This is a genomic window from Bradyrhizobium sp. SZCCHNRI1029 (assembly GCF_032487555.1).
Classification (GTDB): domain Bacteria; phylum Pseudomonadota; class Alphaproteobacteria; order Rhizobiales; family Xanthobacteraceae; genus Bradyrhizobium.
Map to the genome: position 1 here is coordinate 334,882 of NZ_JAUEUK010000003.1, position 20,533 is coordinate 355,414.

The window sequence follows — 20,533 nt, forward strand, 5'->3', positions numbered from 1 at the left end:
TGCGATAGGCCTGCTATACACCCCCCGCCCTCTTGAGCCCCTGCCTGGATTTCGTGCTGCCGCCCATGACCACCCCGATCGTCACGCGCTTTGCCCCCTCCCCGACCGGCTTTCTCCACATCGGAGGCGCCCGGACGGCCCTGTTCAACTGGCTGTATGCGCGCGGCCGCGGCGGCAAGATGCTGCTCAGGATCGAGGACACCGACCGCGAGCGCTCGACCAGTGCGGCGATCGACGCCATCCTCGACGGCCTGAAATGGCTCGAGCTCGATTGGGACGGCGAGGTCATCTACCAATATAGCCGCGCCGCGCGCCATCGCGAGGTCGCCGAGCAACTGCTCGCCAGCGGCATGGCGTATCGCTGCTATGCCACCGCCGAGGAGCTGGCCGCGATGCGCGAGAAGGCACGCGCGGAAGGCCGCACCCGGCTCTACGACGGCATGTGGCGCGACCGCGATCCCAAGGAGGCGCCCGAAGGCGTCAAGCCGACGATCCGGCTGCGCGCGCCGCTGACCGGCGAGACCGTGATCGAGGATCAGGTTCAGGGCCGCGTGGTCTGGCAGAACGAGAACCTCGACGACCTCGTGCTGCTGCGAGGCGATGGCAATCCGACCTACATGCTGGCGGTCGTCGTCGACGACCACGACATGGGCGTCACCCACGTCATCCGCGGCGACGACCATCTGATCAACGCCGCGCGCCAGAAGCAGATCTACGATGCGCTCGGCTGGACGGTGCCGTCGATGTCGCACATCCCGCTGATTCACGGGCCCGACGGCTCGAAGCTGTCGAAGCGCCACGGTGCGCTCGGCGTCGACGCCTACCGTGCGATGGGATATCTGCCGTCGGCACTGCGCAATTACCTGGTGCGGCTCGGCTGGAGCCATGGCGACCAGGAGATCTTCTCCACCGAGGAGATGATCAAGGCGTTCGACCTGCCGGCGATCGGCCGCTCGGCGGCGCGGTTCGACTTCGCCAAGCTGGAAAATCTCAACGGCCACTACATCCGCCACAGCGACGATGCGGCGCTGGTGCGCCAGTTCGAGGACGTGCTGAATTACGTGCCGAACGGCGCGGCTCTCAAGGCCAAGCTCAACGACGCCACGCGCGCGCAGCTCACTTTGGCGATGCCGAGCCTGAAGGAGCGCGCCAAGACGCTCTTGGAGCTGATCGACGGCGCCGCCTTCATCTTTGCCGACCGGCCACTTCCGGTCGACGCCAAGGCCGCCGCCCTGCTGACGCCGGACAGCCGCGCCTTGATCGGCCGGCTGCGTGACGCGCTGGCCGCTGTCGAGTCCTGGAGCGGACCGGCCACGGAAGCCGCGCTGCGTGCGTTTGCTGAAGCCAACAATCTCAAGCTGGGCGCGGTGGCGCAGCCGCTGCGCGCGGCGCTCACCGGCCGAACCACCTCACCCGGTATTTTCGACGTTCTGGCGATCCTGGGGCGTGATGAATCCTTGGGCCGTCTGGAGGACCAGACCACCTCATAAGGTCTCATGGCCCCCCATCTTGCAGCGCACAGGGCAATACGATACGCATTTGCGCGGCACCCACTGGTTTTCCCGGCTCGAACATCCTTCACACGTTGCGGCGGGCTCGTTGACGGATGTTAGGGCCGAAGGACACTAGTAAGTATAAGATTCCAGTACGGTTTCGGATTTGACCTTCGCTTAAGCTGTTGGCAGCGACAGTGACGCGAATGTCAAAGCCACCGCACTAGATAAAGTCCACCTGCCCTGCCATCTCTCAAAAAGAACAAGGGCCAAGCCTAACGATCTCATCGGGGACAAACGATGGACGCAAAATCCGCAAGCAAGACCGCGACCCTCACCGTCGGCAACAAGAATTTCGATCTTCCGATCCTGAGCGGCACCGTGGGTCCCGACGTCATCGACATCGGCAAGCTCTACGCCCAGACCGGGATGTTCACCTATGATCCCGGCTTCACCTCGACCGGCAGCTGCCAGTCCAAGATCACCTATATCGACGGCGACGCGGGCGTCCTGGAATACCGCGGATATCCGATCGAGCAGCTCGCCGAGAAGGGCGACTTCCTGGAGACCTGCTATCTGCTGCTGTACGGGGAGCTTCCCACCAAGGCCCAGAAGCAGGATTTCGACTATCGCGTGACCCACCACACGATGGTGCACGAGCAGATGTCGCGCTTCTTCCACGGCTTCCGCCGCGACGCGCATCCGATGGCGGTCATGGTCGCTTCGGTCGGCGCGCTCGCCGCGTTCTACCACGACTCCACCGACATCAACGATCCGAAGCAGCGCATGATCGCGTCGATGCGGATGATCGCGAAGATTCCGACCCTGGCGGCGATGGCCTACAAATACACCATCGGCCAGCCTTTCGTTTATCCGAAGAACTCGCTCTCGTTCGCCGAGAACTTCCTGCACATGTGCTTCGCCGTGCCGTGCGAGGAGTACAAGCCGAACCCGGTTCTCGCCGACGCGCTCGACAAGATCTTCATCCTGCACGCCGATCACGAGCAGAACGCCTCGACCTCGACGGTGCGCATCGCCGGCTCCTCGGGCGCCAACCCGTTCGCGTGCATCGCCGCCGGCATCGCCTGCCTGTGGGGTCCGGCGCATGGCGGCGCCAACGAGGCGGCACTGAACATGCTGGCCGAGATCGGCACCGTCGACAAGATTCCGGACTTCATCGCCAAGGTGAAGGACAAGAACAGCGACGTGCGCCTGATGGGCTTCGGCCATCGCGTCTACAAGAACTACGACCCGCGCGCCAAGATCATGCAGAAGATGTGTCACGCGGTGCTCAAGGAGACGGGCCACGCCGACGATCAGATGCTCAAGGTCGCGATGGAGCTCGAGAAGATCGCGCTCAGCGATCAGTACTTCATCGAGCGCAAGCTCTATCCGAACGTCGACTTCTACTCGGGCATCACCCTGAAGGCGATGGGCTTCCCGGTGTCGATGTTCACCGTGCTGTTCGCCGTCGCCCGCACCGTCGGCTGGATCAGCCAGTGGAGCGAGATGATCGAGGATCCGCAACAGAAGATCGGCCGTCCGCGCCAGCTCTACACCGGCGTCGCGACGCGCGACTATGTCGAAATGGACAAGCGCGGCTGAGCGCAGCGCAACTCCGCTTTCGAACGGCGCCGTCGATCCCGACGGCGCCGTTTCGTTTGTGAGGTCGCAGCTTTCTGACTCGCGGCATCTGCCGGGAGTGCATCAGGCCAGCGCCTCGAGATGAGACCTGAGCTGCTCGGCCCCGTATGGCTTGGCAAGGAAGCGCGCGCCGGACGGCAGTTCCGAAGGGGTCACCTGACCTGACGTCACCAGGAGCGCGACCGGAGGCCAGCGGTCCCTGATGACGGCGACCAGCCGCAGGCCATCCATCGACCCCGGCATTTGGACGTCCGTGAAGACCACCGATATGCGGTCACATCGTTCGAGAAGCGAAATGGCCTGATCGGCGTCAGCTGCCTCGATGACTTCGAAACCGAGGTCTCTGATCATGTCGACAGCGTTGGCGCGGATCAGCCCCTCGTCCTCAACGACCAGAACTGTTTTTCTTGTGAGCCGAACGCGGGACACTCTGTCTCCTGTCCAATCTCATTCAATCGCACGACGATCATTTTGTTCCGGCGAACGTTCCGGGGCTGAATGCGTTGAACGGTGCAAATCGAAGACACGACTTGCATCCTGGATCGGGGACCAGCTCGAGCATACGATGACGACCAATCCCAACCCGGACGTCGACGCTGTCCAGCAGCTCGACGCCGTTCCCAAAATTCTGGACTCGGTGAGCAGGATCACCGGGATGGGATTCGTTGCGGTCGCGCGCGTGACCTCGGATCGATGGGTCTGTTGTGCGGTTCGCGACGACATCAATTTCGGCCTGAAAGAGGGCGGCGAGCTGCGCGTCAAGACGACGATCTGCAGCGAGGTCCGGGAGCGAGGCAAAGCTGTCGTCATCTGTGACGTCGAGACGGATCGCATGTTTCGCGATCACCCGACGCCAAAGCTCTACGGCTTTCGCAGCTATATCTCCGCTCCGATCACCCTGTCCGACGGGACCATCTGGGGCACCCTGTGTGCGATCGATCCAGCGCCGCGCGAGCTGGACCGGCCCGAGATCGTCAGCACCTTTCAGCTGTTCGGGGAGTTGATCGCGGCCCAGCTGGAGCTTCATCAGCGCTTCGCGCTCAGTCAGGCCAGCCTCGGCCTCAGCGAGAAGCGCAGGTTTTCGACCGAGGAACGGCTGAAGATCACCCAGGCTGACCTGCTCGACGAGCGCCGGACCGCCGAGCTGAGAGAGCAATTCATCGGCGTTCTCGGCCATGACCTCCGCAATCCACTGGCTTCGATCGACGCCGGAATGCGCGTGCTGCTCCGCAGTCAGGACAGCGCCAGAGCGCCTGAGATCATTTCCATGATTCAGAAATCAGTCATGCGCATGGCCGGACTGGTCGACAACATCATGGATTTCGCCCGGGGGCGCCTCGGCGGCGGCCTGACGATCAAGCCCGACGCGCGGCAACCGCTGGCGCCGGTGATCGAGCAGGTCATCTCCGAGATCCGGCTGACCTGGCCCGATCACGAGATCGAGACCCGGATCAACATCGCGGAGCCGGTCAAATGCGACCGCAGCAAGATCGGGCAATTGTTCTCGAACCTGCTCGGCAACGCCATCTCCTACGGCGACAAGGACAAGCCGATCCAGGTCTCCGCAACAACGAGCGAAGGCTCTTTCGTGCTCGCCGTCACCAATCACGGACCGCCGATCTCGGACAAGGCGATGCAGAATCTGTTCAAGCCCTACATGCGTGGCGAGCGTCCGAGCCAGCATGGTCTCGGGCTCGGACTCTACATCGCCTCTGAGATTGCGCGAGCGCATGGCGGCACGCTCCAGGCCACGTCGACCGGCGACAGAGCGACCTTCGAATTCAAGATGCCGCTTCAGGCCTGATCAGCGCCGTCCGTTGCGCATCGTTGCCAGCACGATGTCGGCCGCGCGCACGCTTGGCGAGGCCGCGCCCGTGGACATGATCGCGTCGAGGCGATCGAACGCTTCGACCTGGCGCGAACGTATCGGACCGTCGCCCAGGAGATCGGCGAGAACGGGCGCGAGATTGTCGGCCGTGCAGGCTTCCTGAAGGAATTCCGGAATGACGTTCTCGCCGATCACGAGATTGGCGAGAATGACCGATTGCACGTTGACGACTCGCCGGAGAATGAACGCCTCGATCTCGCCGACGCGATACGCCGTCACCATCGGCACGCCGGACAGCGCGAGCTCCAGGGTCACCGTGCCGGACTTGGCGAGCGCGGCGCGCGCGCGCCTGAAGGCTGCCCGCTTCTCGGCCTCGCCCGTGATGATCTCCGGAACGAGCGGCCAGTTTGCGACTCCAGCCCGCACCGCGGCTTCGAGATGCGGCGTGGTGGGCAGCACGGCTTCGAAGGCCAGGTTTTGGGCGCGCAGCCGCGCCAATGTCTCGCCGAACACGGCGCTGTGGCGAGCGACCTCGCTGCGCCGGCTGCCAGGAAGCACCAGCAGAACGGGAGGGTCGGCATCTCGGCGCGCCTGCTCTGCCGCATTGGGGCGCAGGTTGGCGAGCTGTTCGATCAGGGGATGGCCGACATAGGTACAGGGCGGACCATTGAGCCTTCGGAACGCCTCCGGCTCGAACGGCAGCAAGCCCAGCACGTGATCGACGTAGCCGCGCATCGCGCGTGCCCGGCCCGGGCGCCACGCCCATACGGTCGGTGCCACGTAGTTCACGATCGGAATCTCGGGATCGCGCGCGTGAACCCGCTTCGCCACGCGCTGGGTGAAATCGGGACTGTCGATGATGACGAGCACGTCGGGCTGGTCCGCAACGATCGCATCGACGGTGCCGCGGATCAGGCGGAGGATCTTGGGCAGCTGCTTCAGCACCGCCGCGAAGCCGACGATCGAGAGCTCCTCGATCGGAAACAGCGAGGCGAGCCCCTCGCGTGTCATGCCGCGGCCGCCGACGCCGGAGAATTCGACGCCGTCGCCGAGCCGCTGGCGCAGCACCTTCATCAGGCTGGCGCCGAGGCGATCACCGGACTCTTCGGTCGCGACCAGGCAGATCCTGCGCATGGCCGGGCCTGCCGGAGGCCGGGGCGTCACGCCGTGACACCCGTGATGAACACGCCTGCCCGATCGGCGGCAGCCACTGTCTCCTGGGGATCGGCGAGCAGAGTATAGGCGGCAGCGACGGCGACTCCGGCGAGACCCGCGGCCGAAAGTCCCTCGATGGTTCGCGGACCGATGGTCGGCAGGTCGTAGCGGAGGTCCTGGCCGGCCTTGGGCGCCTTCACCAGCACGCCGCGCCCGGCAGCAGCACGAATGCGGCGATCGGCGCGCAGCCGCGCCACGCGGGCCAGCAGCCCGTCGGTGCCCTCGATGTCCTCGAGCGCAACGACGTGGCCGTCGATCACGACCACGGCCTGCCCGACATCGAACGGCGCCATGGCGCGGAGCACGGACATTCCTTTGGCGATGTCGCCAGTCACCAGATCGTTGGGCCCGCTCCGCGTCAGCCGCCCTTCGGGCACGAGCAGATTGGGGGCGACGTCCTTGACGCCGATCATGTGAAAGCCGTGACGCTCGAAGATGCGGCCGACGCCGGACAGCAGATGATCGTCACCGCCGCGAAAGGCCGACCAGATGTAGGGCAGCTCGCGCAGCGTGCCCCAGTCGAAGCGGATCTCCGACACGGCCGGACGAACGAGATTGCCGATGAACATGAGATCGCGAACGCCCTCGGCCTTCAGGAGCTTCAGGGCATTGCCGAGTTGGCCGAGGCCGATCCAGTGATGACGGAAGCGCGCCAGCGGCTTTGGATCGCAGATGCCCTTCAAGGCGAACAGCACCGGCGTCTGGCCGCGCGCGACGATGGCATCGGCGACCGCGAAAGGCAGCACCCCGCCCGCGGCGATCATGCCGATCGGCGGAGAGGTCACGGCGGCCGGCGTCGCCATGGCGCTACGGCTCGATGGCCGGCCTGCCGATCTCGGGCAGGCACAAGGCGCGATGTCGGCCGCCATCGATGAAGGCGAGGATCTCGGCAATGGCGGGATCCTCGCCGGCCAGCGGCCGCACCGCCGCGAGGCGATCGGCGAACACGCCGGGGCCATGGAAAAGCTTTTGATAGAAGGCACGCACCGTGGCGAGGCGCTCGCGTGTGAACTTGCGGCGCTTCATGCCAATGACGTTGAGACCTTCGAGCGCGGCATACTGGCCGTTGGCGAGGCCATACGGAATGATATCGCCGCGTACGCCGCAGACGCCGCCGACCATCACGCCATGGCCGATGCGGGTGAACTGATGCACCGCGGACAGGCCGCCGATGTAGACGGAATCACCGACCTCAACATGGCCGCCAAGTGTCGCCGAGGTCGCGAAGATCACGTTGTCGCCGACAACGCAATCGTGGGCGACATGGGCATTGTTCATGAAGAACCCGGCATTGCCGACCTTGGTCAGGCCGCCGCCTTTCGTGGTGCCGATGTTCATCGTCACGCCTTCACGGAAGGTGCAGCCGGAGCCGATCTCGAGCCGATGCGGCTCGCCGCGATAGCTGAGATCCTGCGGCGCGCCGCCGAGCACGACGAAGGGCGAGATCACGTTGTCATCGCCGAGCGTGGTGTGGCCCATGATCTGGACGTGGCTGATCAGCTTGCAGTTGGCCCCGATCACGACGTTGGGGCCGACGATGCAGTAAGGACCGATCACGGTCCCCTCACCGATGACGGCGCCATCCTCGACGCGTGCGGTGGGATCAATCTTGCTCATTTCGACGCAATCAACTTTCTACCAGCCCGTCAGTCGGTCAGCATAGCGCCGACATCGGCCTCGGCGACGACGACGCCGTCGACCTTGGCATCGCCGTGGAACCACCACATCGTCTTGCGCCGGCCGATCGAGCGCATGTGATACTCGATGGTCTGGCCGGGCAGCACCGGCTTGCGGAACTTGCACTTGTCGATGGTGAGGAAATACACCGCGCGCGGCTTTTCCGTGCCCTCGACCGACTTGATGCCGATCACGCCGGCGGTCTGGGCCATGCCCTCGATCATCAGCACGCCCGGATAGACCGGCCGCTCCGGAAAGTGCCCCTGGAAGCAGGGCTCGCCGATCGAAACGTTCTTGACGCCGATGCCGCTGTAGTCGGCCCGGATGTTCTTCACGCGGTCGATCAGGAGAAATGGATAACGGTGCGGCAGCGTCTTGAGAATCTCGTTGATGTCGACGTCCGCAAACCTGATGGGTGACTCCTCCATCACTCCCGTCCCTCGTCCCTGTTCGTCGCGGTCGAATCTCGCACCAGCCGTTCCACCGCAACGATCTCGCGGAACCACTGCTTGGTCGGCTTGGCGAAGAAACCGCCCCACCGGCCGTTCGGCGGAATGTCGTCCTTGACGCCGCTCATCGCCGTCACCTGCGCACCATCGCCGATCGTCAGGTGATTGTTGATACCAACCTTCGCCCCGAGCGCGACGTTGTCGCCGATCGTGAGACTTCCTGCCAGCCCGATCTGGGCCGCCAGCAGGCAATGCCGTCCGATTGTGACATTGTGGCCAATCTGCACCTGGTTGTCGATCTTGGTGCCCTCGCCGATCACCGTGTCGCGCAGGCTGCCACGGTCGATCGTCGTGCCGGCGCCGACCTCGACATGGTTCTGGATCAGCACCCGCCCGGTCTGCGGCACCTTGGTGTGCCCATCCGCGCCGAAGAAGATGAAGCCGTAGCCATCCTGGCCGATGCTGCAGCCAGGATGGATCAGGACGTCGTTGCCGATCAGCGCGCACTGGATGACGGTGCGGGCGCCGACATTGCAGTCGCGACCGATCTTGACGTGGGGACCGATCACGGCACCCGCACCAACGATCGTCCCCGAGCCGATCTCGACATGGGCGCCGATCACCGCCAGCGGCTCGACGATGACGCCGTCCTCCAGCCGCGCGGTGGGATCGATGATGGCTTGAGGCGAGATTCCATCGTCGCCGAACCAGGGCTGCGGCCGCAGTGCGTCGGCATGGAACTCGCGCGCGAGCAGCACGAAGGCGCGGAACGGCTGATTGGCGCGAAGCACTGCGACATGGGACGGCACGCGCGCCTCGAATCGCGGACTGACCAAGCAGGCGCCCGCTTTGGTCCCGGCGAGCTGGCCTGCGTATCTGAGGTTGTCGAAGAACGCCAGATGCATCGGGCCGGCCTCGTCGAGCGACGCCAGTCCCTTGACGACCTGCTCGCCGCGGGATGGGTCGACCAGGGTGGCCTTGGCGGCGGCGGCGATCGCTGCCAGGGTCGTGGGCGGCGGCGATTGGAAGAAGGTCGGCTGGGCCATTCCGTCGTACTCTCAAGACAAAAAGTCAGAGCCCGGCTCCGGTGTCCCGGAACCGAGCTCCCATTTCTTACACCGGCGAGGTTGGTCGATGCCAACCCGGATTCGATCGGCCCAGGCTCAGAACGATGTACCGCCGCCGAACCGGAATTCCTGCGTCCGGTCGAACTGACCCTTGGTGAGCGGGATCGCGTAGTCGAAGCGCAGCGGACCGAACGGCGACGCCCACACCAGACCCACGCCGACCGAGGTCCGGACCTTGTTCTGGTCATCGAACTGCAGACCAAGGCAGGTGCCGGCGTTGTTCGGGTTGCGCGTCGGCTTGATACAGCCGGGGGTATTAACCTCGCCCGTCGCAGCCCAGGACGTCGGACCCTGATAGCCCCACAGGCCGCCAGCGTCGGCGTAAACGGCACCCTTCAGGCCCGTCTCCTTGGGCAGGAACCAGAACGGCATCTGCAGTTCGAGCGAAGCGCCCCAGTACTTGGTGCCGCCCAGCGCGTCCTGCGTGCCGAATGGATTGATATCGCGCGGACCAATGCCGTTCGGAGCGAAGCCGCGAACCAGGTTCGGACCCATCTGGAAGTGATCGAGCATGCGCAGCTGCGTATTGCCGATCTTGTTCAGGATGCCGCCCTGGAGGTGGACGATGCTGACGATGTCCGACACCAGCGGGGTGAAGTACTTCGCATCGAACGCGGTCTTCAGGTACGACACATCGCCGCCGACACCCGCGAAGTCCTGTTTGAAGTCGACCAGCAGGCCGTCAGTCGGGTTCTTGTTGTTGTCGAGCGTGTTGTAGTTCAGCGTGTAGCCGAGTGCCGAGGTCAGCGTCGCGCCGTTCGCCAGCTCCTGGCGCACCGGCAGCGAGGCCTCGCCATTGGCAAAGCAGCCGAGACCGCCGTTCGGATCGGCGAGACCATTCGCATTGATGAACGCCGGCGTCGGATTGAACGGCACGAAGCGGTTGCCGATCAGGGTGCCGGCCGCGACGTTGTTACAGTCCGACAGCGTCGCCGGCAGCGAGATCTCCTGGCGATAGATCGAGTAGCGCAGCTGCAGCGACAGGTCTTCCCGCAACTGGAAGCCGAGGCGCGGGCTGAAGCCGAGCGTCTTGGTGCCGTAGGAGATGAAGTTGTTGGCGAGCTGCTGGCGCTGGTAGAGGTCGAGGCCCAGCGCGACCCGGTAGTCGAGCAAATAGGGCTCGACGAACGACAGCGAGTAGCCGCGGGCGAACTGGCCGTAGGTCACCGACGCCTTGGCGAACAGGCCGCGGCCGAGGAAGTTGCGCTCGGAGATCGAGACCTCGGCGAGCGCACCGTCCGTGGTCGAATAACCGCCGGAGATCGAGAAGTCACCGGTCGACTTCTCTTCCAGGTTGACGTTCAGGACCACGCGGTCGCTCGAAGAGCCCGGCTCGGTGACGATCTTCACGTCCTTGAAGAAGTCGAGGTTCTTCAGGCGGCGCTCGGCACGGTCCACCAGGGCGCGGTTGTAGGCGTCGCCCTCGGAGATGTCGAACTCGCGGCGAATGACGTAGTCACGGGTGCGGGTGTTGCCGCGGATGTTGATGCGCTCGATATAGGTGCGCGGGCCCTCGTCGATGGCGAACACGACCGACACCGTATGAGCCTCGAAGTTGCGATCGCCGCGCGGACGGACCACCGCGAACGCGTAGCCGCGCCGCGAGGCCTCGATCTGCATCTCCTCGACCGACTTCTCGATGTTCTCGACGTTGTAGAGCGAGCCGACGCTGACGCGCGAATATCCGCGCAGCGTGGTGGCGTCGAGCGTCGCGATCGACGACTGGAAGTCGACCGAACCGACCCGGTACTGCTGGCCTTCCTCGATCTTGAAGGTCACGAGGAAGCCCTTGCGCTCCGGATCGTACTCGCTGAGCGCAGCCACGACCTGCACGTCGGCATAGCCGTTCTTCAGGTAGAAGCGGCGAATCAGGTCGCGGTCGGCCTCGACACGGTCCGGATCGTAGACGTCGCCCGAGCCGAGGAAGCTCAGGAGGTTGGTCTCGCGGGTCTTGATGACGTCCTTGAGGCGATAGGACGAGAAGGCGTTGTTGCCGACGAACTCGATCGACTTCACGCCGGTCTTCGCGCCTTCCTCGATCGTGAAGATCAGGTCGACGCGGTTGTTCGGCTGCTCGATCATTTCCGGCGTGACGCGCACGTCGTAACGGCCCGAGCGGCGATAGATCTCCGCGATGCGCTGGGCGTCGGACTGCACCATCGGGCGCGACAGCGTGCCGCGCGGCTTCGACTGCACTTCCGCCTGGAGCTGCTCGTCCTTGACCTTCTTGTTGCCCTCGAACGCGACGCGGCCGATCACCGGGTTCTCGACGACCGTGACGATCAGGCGCCCGCCCTGGCGGTTGATCTTCACGTCGGAGAACAGGCCGGTCTCGATCAGCGCCTTGAGGCCGTCATCGACCCGGCCGGCGTCGAGCGTCCCGCCGGGGCCCGGCTTGAAGTACGAGCGGATGGTCTCCAGCTCGACGCGGCGGTTACCGACCACTTCGATCGAGTTGACCGTCTGAGCCGCAGCTGGCGACGAAAGAACCACGCTCGCCAGCGGCAAAGCCACCGGGCCGGCGAACATGATAAAGGCGGCCGCCAAGCCCCCCCGCACCCGCAATCCGAACTTCATGCGCTACGCGCCCTTATATTCCGTTGCCGGTTCCGTACCCCTACGAACCCGACAGATTCCCATTTGTCGTTCGCTTGTAGCCAATTTGGACCCGGCGGCAAACGCCGGATCTCTCTGAATTTTCAAATTCGTTTCAAAACGTTGCCCAACGGCCACGTCGTAAAAAAGCCGCGCTCAGGACCCGGCGAGGTGAAGGATATCGTTATAGGTTGCAAAGACCATGAGCATGAGGACCAGCCCGAGGCCGATTCGGAACCCCATCTCCTGCGCCCGCTCCGACAGCGGCCGGCCGCGGACGGCCTCGACCCCATAGAACAACAGGTGTCCGCCATCGAGCAGCGGAACCGGGAACAGGTTCAGGAGCCCGATCGAGACCGACAGCGTCGCGCACAGTTGCACAACGAACTGGAAGCCGAGGCTGGCTGCCTGTCCCGAGAGTTGTGCGATTCGGATCGGACCGCCGACGTCGCCGGCGCTCCCGGCGCCCGCGAACAGCGAGGCGATGAACTTGAAGGTCGTGGAGATGATGAACCAGACCTGCTCGAAACCGATCTTGATCGACTCGAGGAACCCGACGGGGATCGACCGCGATTCGTCCGGCTTGGCGTTGTACTGGATGCCGAGCACGCCGATCCGGTGGCTGTTGCCGAACAGGTCCTTGACCTCCTTGAGCGCCGGCGTCGCCTTCAGGGTGAGTTCCGTGCCGTCCCGCTTGATCAGGAAGGACAATTCGGTGCCGGCGCTGACCGAGACGACGCGCTGCATGTCGGCGAAGGTCTCGATCTCCCGGCCGTCGATGGCGGCGACGACGTCACCGTCCTTGAAGCCGGCCTGGGCCGCGACGCTGTCCGGCTGGACGGCATCGACCCGCGGGGTCGTGTTCGGCTTGCCGAAATACAGCGCCATGCCGGCGAAGATGATGACCGCGAGGATGAAATTGGCGATCGGGCCGGCCGCGACGATCGCAGCGCGCTGACCGACGGTCTTGTGGTGGAAGCTGTCGGCCCGCTCCTCGGCCGTCATCTTGGCGAGCGCCTCGGCCGAAGGCGTCGAGGCCTCGGATTCGTCGCCGAAGAACTTCACGTAGCCGCCGAGCGGGATCGCCGAGATCTTCCAGCGGGTGTTGTGGCGGTCGTTGAAACCGATCAGTTCTGGGCCAAATCCGAGCGAAAACGTCAACACCTTCACGCCGGCCCAGCGTGCGATCAGGAAATGGCCGAGTTCGTGGAAAAACACCACGATCGTCAGCACGAACAGGAACGGGACGATGTAGCCGAGAAGGCCGTGGCTCAACGTATTGAAGATATGGTGGAAAAATTCCGACATCGATGACCTTCCCGATGGGCCGGTGGCCCGTCCAACCCTTTAAGATGCTTTTGCGGCGATTTGAGGCAAGAGGCCGGAGGCCCTTTTTCGCGCGTCATGGTCAATGGCGATGGCGTCGTCCGCCGAGGTCAACGGTGCCAGATTACCCGAACGCGTCCAGTCCTCGAGGGTCGCCTCGACCAGCCGGGCGATCGCACCGAACCGGATGTGACCAGCGATGAAGGCCGCGACGGCGACCTCGTTGGCCGCGTTGAACACCGTCGTGGCGCCGCGCCCGGTGCGCAGCGAATCGTACGCCAGCCGCAGACCGGGGAACCGCTCGAAGTCCGGGGCCTCGAAGGTCAGCGTGCCGATCTTGGCGAGATCGAGCCGGGCCGACGGCCCCTTGATGCGCTCCGGCCAGCCCAGGCAATGGGCGATCGGAATCCTCATGTCCGGCGCGCCGAGCTGCGCCACCACCGAACGGTCGGAGAACTCGACCATGCCGTGGACGATCGACTGCGGATGCACCAGGACGTCGATCTCGTCGGGCGACAGCGCGAACAGGTAGGACGCCTCGATCACCTCGAGGCCCTTGTTCATCATCGAGGCCGAATCGATCGTGATCTTCTGGCCCATGCTCCAGTTCGGATGTTTCAGCGCCTGGGCCAAGGTCGCCTGCTCGATATCGGCCGGCGCCCAGGTGCGGAACGGGCCGCCGGAGGCGGTGATGATCACCCGCACCAGTTCCTCGCGATTGCCCGAGGACAGCGCCTGGAACAGCGCGTTGTGCTCCGAATCGGCCGGCAGGATGCAGGCGCCAGCCCGCGCAGCCCGCTCCATGAAGAAATCGCCGGCACAGACCAGGCATTCCTTGTTGGCGAGCGCCACGGTCGCTCCGCGGTCCACCGCGGCGAGCGCCGGCTTGAGGCCGGCGGCGCCGGAGACGGCGGCCATGACCCAGTCGGCGGGACGGGCTGCCGCCTCGATGATGGCGCTCTCCCCTGCCCCGCATTCGATCCCGGTGCCCGCCAGCGCGTCGCGCAGCTCGTCGAGGCCGGCCGGATCGGCCACCGCCACGAAGCGCGGGTTGAACTCCCGGGCCAGCTTCACCAGGCCCTGGACGTTGCTGTTGCCGGTCAGCGCCTCGACGCGGTAGCGCTCCGGCGCGCCGCGCACGAGGTCCATGGTCGAATCGCCGATCGAGCCGGTGGCGCCGAGCACGGTGACGCTGCGCACCTCCGCGAGACCGGCCTTGTTGTTCCGCAATGGCACTGCGCTCATGTTCTCACCAAACAATCTCGACCGGCCAGCCGCGCTGCCGGTCACCAAACCAGAAGACCGCGGCCGACGCCATCGAGGCCGCCGCGCAGCAAACCGAGCAATGCGGCGACGACGATCGCCGCGACATAGCCGTCCAGGCGATCCAACAGGCCGCCATGGCCGGGAATGATGTGACTGGAGTCCTTGACCCCGAACTGCCGCTTCACCGCAGATTCGAGCAGGTCGCCGAGCTGCGAGACCACCGACAGCGCCGCGGCGAGCATGAGCATCGCCATCAGGCCGCCGGCGCCGGCCATCGACCAGGCGGCCGCGGCGACGAGGCTGGCGGCGAAGCCGCCGACGGCGCCGGCCCAGGTCTTGTTCGGGCTGATCCGCGGCGCGAGCTTCGGCCCGCCGATGCTGCGGCCCGCAACGTAGCCGCCGATGTCGCTGGCCCATACGACCAGAAACACCAGCACCAGCGCATGCCATCCCTCGGCCGCATCGAAGCGCACCAGCACCGAGCCGAGCTCGGCGGCCGACGCGTAGGCGAAGCCGGCGGCCACCCAGGCGCGACGTCCCGCAGCGAGCGCCGTGACCGCGACCAGGCCGAGCCCAAGCACGACGACGGCGAAGTCGATCAGGCCATAGGCGCAGCAAAGGCCGGCAACGCCGATGGCCAGTGCGCCGGCCGTGCCGACGCTGGCCGTGCGAACCTCGCCCACCACCATCAGCCATTCGAGATACAGGCCGACCGCGACGACCGTGACCAGTGCGGTCCAGAATACGCCGCCGGCATAGGCGGCGCCGAGCGCCAGCGGCACCAGCACCAGCGCCGCCGCCACCCGCATCACCAGATTGCTGGTTGCAGCCTTTTTCGGCGGCGCGGGATCATTGCGCTGCGCGGCGTTGGCGGCGTCTCTCACGGCTGCGGTATCCGGTTTGGTCACGAGGCGGTTTTCGCCACGAGACCGCCGAAGCGGCGTTCACGCCGGCCGAACTCGGCGATCGCGCCCTCCAGCGCGGCCTTGTCGAAGTCGGGCCAATGGATCGGCACGAACACCAGCTCGCTATAGGCCGCCTGCCACATCAGGAAGTTGGACAGCCGCTGCTCGCCGCTGGTGCGGATGATGAGATCGGGATCTGGAATATCGGGCGCATCGAGATGAGCGCCGATCGCATCGGCATCGATCGAAGCCGGATCGCGCCGGCCCTCGGCGACCTCGCGGGCCAGACGCTGCGCCGCGCGCGCGATCTCCTGGCGCGAGCCGTAGTTGAAGGCGACCACGAGCGTGAGCTTGGTGTTGCCCCGGGTCAGTTCCTCGGCCTCGCTGAGAAGCGCGCAGATGTCGGGCTCGAGCCCGTCGCGCTCGCCGATCACCCTGACACGCACGCCGTCGCGATGCAGGGTCGCGAGATCGTTGCGGATGAAGCGGCGGAGCAGCCCAAACAGGTCGCCGATCTCGCTGGCCGGACGCGACCAGTTCTCGGACGAGAACGAGAAGATGGTGAGATAGCGAATGCCGAGCTCATGCGAGGCGCGCACCACGCGGCGCAATGCCTCGACGCCACGGCGATGCCCTTCCGCACGCGGCAGCCCGCGGGCCGCAGCCCAGCGGCCGTTGCCATCCATGATGATGGCAACATGGGCCGGTCCGTCGGACCGGTCCGGCGCCTCCGTCATCGGGGCCGCGGCATTGGACATCAAGCGCATCCTTCAGACGGTGAGGATTTCCTTTTCCTTCGCCGCCAGCAGCTGGTCGATCTCCGAGATCACGCTGTCGGTCGCCTTCTGCACATCGGCAGCGAGGCGCTCCTGATCGTCCTCGGACATCTCGTGATTCTTCTCGAGCTTCTTGAGGGTATCGAGACCGTCGCGGCGGACATGGCGGACGGCGACACGGGCAGCTTCCGCATATTTATGCGCGACCTTGACCAGCTCCTTGCGCCGCTCCTGGTTGAGCTCGGGAATGCGCAGCCGGATCACCTGGCCTTCGGTCGCCGGCGACAGGCCGAGGTTGGAATCGACGATCGCCTTCTCGACGGCCTTGACCATGGAGCGGTCCCAGACCTGCACCGAGAGCAGGCGCGGCTCGGGAACGGAGACGGTCGCGAGCTGGTTGAGCGGCATGTGCGAGCCATAGGCTTCGACCTGGACCGGCTCCACCATCGACGCCGAGGCGCGGCCGGTGCGCAGGCCGCCGAGCTCGTGCTTCAGCGCCTGGGTCGCGCCCTGCATGCGGCGCTTCAGTTCGTTGAGGTCGAAATTGCCCGTGCTCATCACGCTTTCCTTTCTGCAATCCGGGGCGTTGCGGCCGGCTCTGCCAGGCCTTGAAATGCCTGCGGCCGGACTCGGGCGACTCCCGGATGAAATCCTGTCTCGCTTACGCTTCTACCGCAGGCTCGGGATCGGTCCAACACCGGCGGCCGACGGTGCCGCGGCTCACCCCGCGACGATGGTGCCGCGCCCTTCGCCCTGCAGCATCGCGCCGATCGAGCCCGGTTCGGCAATGGAGAACACAATGATAGGCAGCGACGTTTCCCGGGCAAGGGCGAATGCGGTCGCGTCCATGACCTTGTAGCCGCCTTCGATGGCCTGCGAATGGGTCAGCCGGTCGAAGCGCTTGGCGGCCGGATCCTTCTTGGGATCGGCGCTATAGACGCCATCGACATTGGTGGCCTTGAGCACGGCCTGGGCACCGATCTCGGCCGCCCGCAAGACCGCTGTGGTATCGGTCGTGAAATAGGGATTGCCGGTGCCGCCCCCGAGCACGACGATGCGTCCTTCGGCCAGCGACTTGTGCGCCGCAGCGCGGGTGAACAGCTCGCACACCTCCGGCATGACGAAAGCGGAGAGCGCCTGCGCCGGGGTGCCCTTGCGCTGGATGGCGGCTTCCAGCGCCAGGCAGTTCATGACGGTGGCGAGCATGCCCATGGTGTCGCCGGTCGGACGCGACACGCCCTGCGACGACACCTCGACGCCGCGCACCATGTTGCCGCCGCCGACCACGACGGCGATCTCGACGCCGAGCTTCTGGGCCGCGATGAGGTCATCGGCGATGCGGTCGACGGTCGGCTGGTCGATGCCGAAGGAATGAGGGCCCGCGAGATATTCGCCGGACAGCTTGACCACGACGCGACGATAGACCGGCTCAGCCATGTGCCAATGCTCTCCTATCCCGCGCGTTGAGATCCGGCGCGAACGCCGCGCCGGATCGTGACTGTGCTCAGTCGTTACTTCTTGCCGCTGGCGGCGGCGACTTCGGCAGCGAAGTCGGTCTCTTCCTTCTCGATACCCTCACCGAGGGCATAGCGGACGAAACCGGCAACCTTGATCGGACCGCCGACCTTGCCTTCGGCTTCCTTCAGCGCCTGCGCGACCGACTTGCCGCTGTCGTGGATGAAGGCCTGCTCGAGCAGGGTGACTTCCTTGTAGTAGGTCTTCAGGCCGGACTCGACGATCTTCTCGATCACGTTTTCCGGCTTGCCCTGCTGACGATACTTGTCGGCGAGCACGTCCTTCTCGCGCTTGACGAGCTCCGGATCGAGACCCGCCGCATCGATCGCCTGCGGATTGGCCGCGGCGACGTGCATCGCGAGCTGACGGCCGAGCACGGCGAGCTCGTCGGTCTTGCCGGGCGACTCCAGCGCCACGATCACGCCGAGCTTGCCGGCCCCCTCGATGACGGCGCCATGGACGTAGCTCGACACGACGCCTTGGCTCACTTCGAGCGAAGCCGCACGCCGCAGCGTCTGGTTCTCACCGATGGTGGCGATCGAATCGGCAATCGCGGCCTCGACCGTGATGCTGCCCACCTTGGCGGCCTTGATCTTCTCCACGTCGGCCCCGACGTCGAGCGCGACCTGGGCAATCATCTTGACCAGACCCTGGAAGTGCTCGTTGCGGGCGACGAAGTCGGTCTCGGAATTGACCTCGACGACCACGCCCTTCTTGCCGGAGGTCAGCGCGCCGATCAGGCCCTCGGCCGCAACGCGACCGGCCTTCTTGGCGGCCTTCGACAGGCCCTTCTTGCGCAGCCAATCCTGCGCGGCCTGCATGTCGCCGCCGTTCTCGGTGAGCGCGGCCTTGCAGTCCATCATGCCCGCGCCGGTCGACTCGCGCAGGTCCTTCACCATCGCTGCGGTGATATTAGCCATCGTTGAACGTCCTTTTGCCTGTCCAAAGCGCGACGCAGCGGATGGCTCGTCGCCGCCCGCTGCCAGGAAAAACCTATCTCAGTCGCGATGGCCGGCGTGAGACGCCGGCCAGAATGGTGTTGTGTCGTCTTACGCGTCGGCGAGCGACTTGGCCTGCGCGACCCAGGCATCGGCCCGGCTCGGGAGACCGACTTCTTCGCCGATCTGGTGCGCGGTGTCGTGGTTGAGCTCGGCGAGCTGCCAGTAGTGGAAGATGCCGAGGTCGTTGAGCTTCTTCTCGATCGCACCGGACACGCCGGTGAGCTTCTTGAGATCATCGGCGGTTCCGCGCGGACCAGGCAGACCCTGGAACGTCGAAGTGGACGCAGCCGGAAGATCTTCCTCGAGCGGAGCCGCCGAGGCGCCGACGTCGATCCCGAGCTCGCCCTGCGCGCGCGAGATGCCGTCGATGGCGGCTCGCGCGATCAGGTCGCAGTACAGCGAAATGGCGCGGCCGGCGTCGTCATTGCCGGGCACGACGTAGGTGATGCCCTTCGGATCGCAATTGGTGTCGACGATCGCGGCCACCGGGATCTTGAGGCGCTGGGCCTCCTGGATCGCGATGTCTTCCTTGTTGGTGTCGATCACGAAGATCATGTCGGGCAGACCGCCCATGTCCTTGATGCCGCCGAGCGAGCGATCGAGCTTGTCGCGCTCGCGCTGCAGGGTCAGCCGCTCCTTCTTGGTGTAGGAGTTGGCTTCGCCCGAGGACAGCACCTCGTCGAGATGACGCAGGCGCTTGATCGAGGCCGAGATCGTCTTCCAGTTGGTCAGCGTGCCGCCGAGCCAGCGCGAATTGACGAAATACTGCGCGCAGCGCTTGGCTGCATCGGCCACGTTGTCCTGCGCCTGGCGCTTGGTGCCGACGAACAGGATGCGGCCGCCCTTGGCGACGGTGTCGCTGACGGCCTGCAGCGCCGTGTGCAGCAGCGGCACGGTCTGGGCGAGATCGATGATGTGGATGTTGTTGCGGGCTCCGAAAATGAAATCGGCCATTTTCGGATTCCAGCGGTGAGACTGGTGACCAAAGTGCACGCCAGCTTCGAGCAGCTGACGCATCGTGAATTCAGGCAGCGCCATTGGATATTCTCCGGTTGATTCCTCCGGAAACGCGTGAGCAAAAACGGGCCGTCAAGGCCCGGCTTGCCACCGGACGCCCTCTAGGAGAGCCAAGTTTCCGTGTGAGATGGCGCGCTATATAGCCGGATTTTGGCGCAACGCAAGGAAAATGGGCTCATTCGGCCTGCAGAAGCTCGACCATCGCCGTCCGGGCCTGCCCCTCCTGCAGCGGAACGAAGTCGACCGGACCCTTGTTGTCGGCGCCCGACGAGGCCGCGGCCATGACGCCCATGCCGAGCAGGCCGAACGCCATGCCGCCGCCCTGCATGGCCCTGGACCGATCACTGGGCCTGATCGAGAAGAAATAGGTCCGCCCCGGCTCGGTGTTGAAATCGAGCACCGAGTCGCCTGGGAACAGGGTCTGGGTGGCGACGAGGTGGTGCGGACCGGTCGGACGGTCGACGTAGACATAGGTTCCGGGGATCAGGCGGCTCAGCGCGACGCCGTCGACCTTGGCGTCGCACGTGGTCCGGTCCAGCCAGGCATCCTTCAAGCTCATGATGATGATGCGGGACTGCCCGGCACGCGGTGCCCCGATCTTCTGTGACACCACAGCGTATTCGGTGCCTTCCTTGCCTGTCAGGCATCCTGATACCAGAAATGCCGCTCCCAATCCCAGCAGCGCTCGCCTGTTCATTG

19 protein-coding genes are annotated in these 20,533 nt (G+C 65.3%); 3 read left to right on the forward strand and 16 right to left on the reverse strand.

Going from position 1 to position 20,533, the window contains the following annotated elements:
• The first annotated feature begins 65 nt into the window (after window positions 1-65).
• Entirely contained in the window at window positions 66-1,490 is a 1,425-nt protein-coding gene (gene gltX / locus QW861_RS10705) for a glutamate--tRNA ligase (protein WP_315750913.1), read from the forward strand.
• Between the two features lie 303 nt (window positions 1,491-1,793).
• Window positions 1,794-3,098, forward strand: coding sequence for a citrate synthase (gene gltA / locus QW861_RS10710; protein WP_315711611.1), 1,305 nt, complete (start codon window positions 1,794-1,796; stop codon window positions 3,096-3,098).
• 102 nt (window positions 3,099-3,200) lie between these two features.
• On the opposite strand, the gene QW861_RS10715 is transcribed toward gltA, so the two are convergent.
• Window positions 3,201-3,566: a response regulator gene (locus tag QW861_RS10715; protein WP_315711610.1), complete on the reverse strand. Its 366-nt coding sequence runs from the start codon at window positions 3,564-3,566 to the stop codon at window positions 3,201-3,203.
• 136 nt (window positions 3,567-3,702) lie between these two features.
• Here QW861_RS10715 and QW861_RS10720 point away from each other — a divergent pair, with 136 nt between their 5' ends.
• Window positions 3,703-4,941, forward strand: a complete 1,239-nt coding sequence (locus tag QW861_RS10720; protein WP_315750912.1) for a GAF domain-containing sensor histidine kinase — start codon at window positions 3,703-3,705, stop codon at window positions 4,939-4,941.
• Here QW861_RS10720 and lpxB read toward each other — a convergent pair whose 3' ends face one another.
• The 15 genes from lpxB to QW861_RS10795 all read right to left on the reverse strand — a co-directional run bounded on the left by lpxB (window position 4,942) and on the right by QW861_RS10795 (window position 20,531).
• The gene (gene lpxB / locus QW861_RS10725) at window positions 4,942-6,099 is read right to left on the reverse strand and encodes a lipid-A-disaccharide synthase (RefSeq protein WP_316193061.1); all 1,158 of its coding nucleotides are present in this window, start codon (window positions 6,097-6,099) and stop codon (window positions 4,942-4,944) included.
• A 26-nt stretch (window positions 6,100-6,125) separates the two neighbouring features.
• Window positions 6,126-6,983, reverse strand: a complete 858-nt coding sequence (locus tag QW861_RS10730; RefSeq protein WP_315750910.1) for an LpxI family protein — start codon at window positions 6,981-6,983, stop codon at window positions 6,126-6,128.
• Between the two features lie 4 nt (window positions 6,984-6,987).
• Window positions 6,988-7,797: an acyl-ACP--UDP-N-acetylglucosamine O-acyltransferase gene (gene lpxA / locus QW861_RS10735; RefSeq protein WP_315711606.1), complete on the reverse strand. Its 810-nt coding sequence runs from the start codon at window positions 7,795-7,797 to the stop codon at window positions 6,988-6,990.
• A gap of 29 nt (window positions 7,798-7,826) precedes the next feature.
• Window positions 7,827-8,285, reverse strand: a complete 459-nt coding sequence (gene fabZ / locus QW861_RS10740) for a 3-hydroxyacyl-ACP dehydratase FabZ (RefSeq protein ID WP_284418776.1) — start codon at window positions 8,283-8,285, stop codon at window positions 7,827-7,829.
• On the reverse strand, window positions 8,285-9,352 hold the full coding sequence (gene lpxD, locus QW861_RS10745; RefSeq protein WP_316165249.1) for a UDP-3-O-(3-hydroxymyristoyl)glucosamine N-acyltransferase: 1,068 nt from the start codon (window positions 9,350-9,352) through the stop codon (window positions 8,285-8,287). Before lpxD ends, fabZ begins: the two co-directional genes overlap by 1 nt.
• A 117-nt stretch (window positions 9,353-9,469) precedes the next feature.
• A complete protein-coding gene (bamA, locus tag QW861_RS10750; protein WP_315711604.1) occupies window positions 9,470-12,010 on the reverse strand; it encodes an outer membrane protein assembly factor BamA in 2,541 nt (846 codons plus the stop codon).
• Window positions 12,011-12,184: 174 nt separating this feature from the next.
• Window positions 12,185-13,336 (reverse strand): RIP metalloprotease RseP, encoded by a 1,152-nt coding sequence (gene rseP, locus QW861_RS10755; RefSeq protein WP_316165248.1) that lies wholly within the window; start codon window positions 13,334-13,336, stop codon window positions 12,185-12,187.
• Window positions 13,337-13,375: 39 nt separating this feature from the next.
• On the reverse strand, window positions 13,376-14,599 hold the full coding sequence (gene dxr, locus QW861_RS10760; RefSeq protein WP_315711602.1) for a 1-deoxy-D-xylulose-5-phosphate reductoisomerase: 1,224 nt from the start codon (window positions 14,597-14,599) through the stop codon (window positions 13,376-13,378).
• A gap of 41 nt (window positions 14,600-14,640) precedes the next feature.
• The gene (locus tag QW861_RS10765; RefSeq protein WP_315827148.1) at window positions 14,641-15,528 is read right to left on the reverse strand and encodes a phosphatidate cytidylyltransferase; all 888 of its coding nucleotides are present in this window, start codon (window positions 15,526-15,528) and stop codon (window positions 14,641-14,643) included.
• Window positions 15,525-16,283, reverse strand: a complete 759-nt coding sequence (locus tag QW861_RS10770; RefSeq protein WP_315827149.1) for an isoprenyl transferase — start codon at window positions 16,281-16,283, stop codon at window positions 15,525-15,527. Before QW861_RS10770 ends, QW861_RS10765 begins: the two co-directional genes overlap by 4 nt.
• A 12-nt stretch (window positions 16,284-16,295) precedes the next feature.
• Window positions 16,296-16,859, reverse strand: a complete 564-nt coding sequence (gene frr / locus QW861_RS10775; RefSeq protein WP_315711599.1) for a ribosome recycling factor — start codon at window positions 16,857-16,859, stop codon at window positions 16,296-16,298.
• 162 nt (window positions 16,860-17,021) lie between these two features.
• Window positions 17,022-17,738 (reverse strand): UMP kinase, encoded by a 717-nt coding sequence (pyrH, locus tag QW861_RS10780; RefSeq protein ID WP_315711598.1) that lies wholly within the window; start codon window positions 17,736-17,738, stop codon window positions 17,022-17,024.
• A 74-nt stretch (window positions 17,739-17,812) separates the two neighbouring features.
• Window positions 17,813-18,736, reverse strand: coding sequence for a translation elongation factor Ts (gene tsf, locus QW861_RS10785; RefSeq protein WP_315711597.1), 924 nt, complete (start codon window positions 18,734-18,736; stop codon window positions 17,813-17,815).
• A 129-nt stretch (window positions 18,737-18,865) separates the two neighbouring features.
• Entirely contained in the window at window positions 18,866-19,855 is a 990-nt protein-coding gene (locus QW861_RS10790) for a 30S ribosomal protein S2 (protein WP_315711596.1), read from the reverse strand.
• Window positions 19,856-20,009: 154 nt separating this feature from the next.
• On the reverse strand, window positions 20,010-20,531 hold the full coding sequence (locus QW861_RS10795) for a hypothetical protein (protein WP_316193062.1): 522 nt from the start codon (window positions 20,529-20,531) through the stop codon (window positions 20,010-20,012).
• Window positions 20,532-20,533 lie beyond the last annotated feature (2 nt).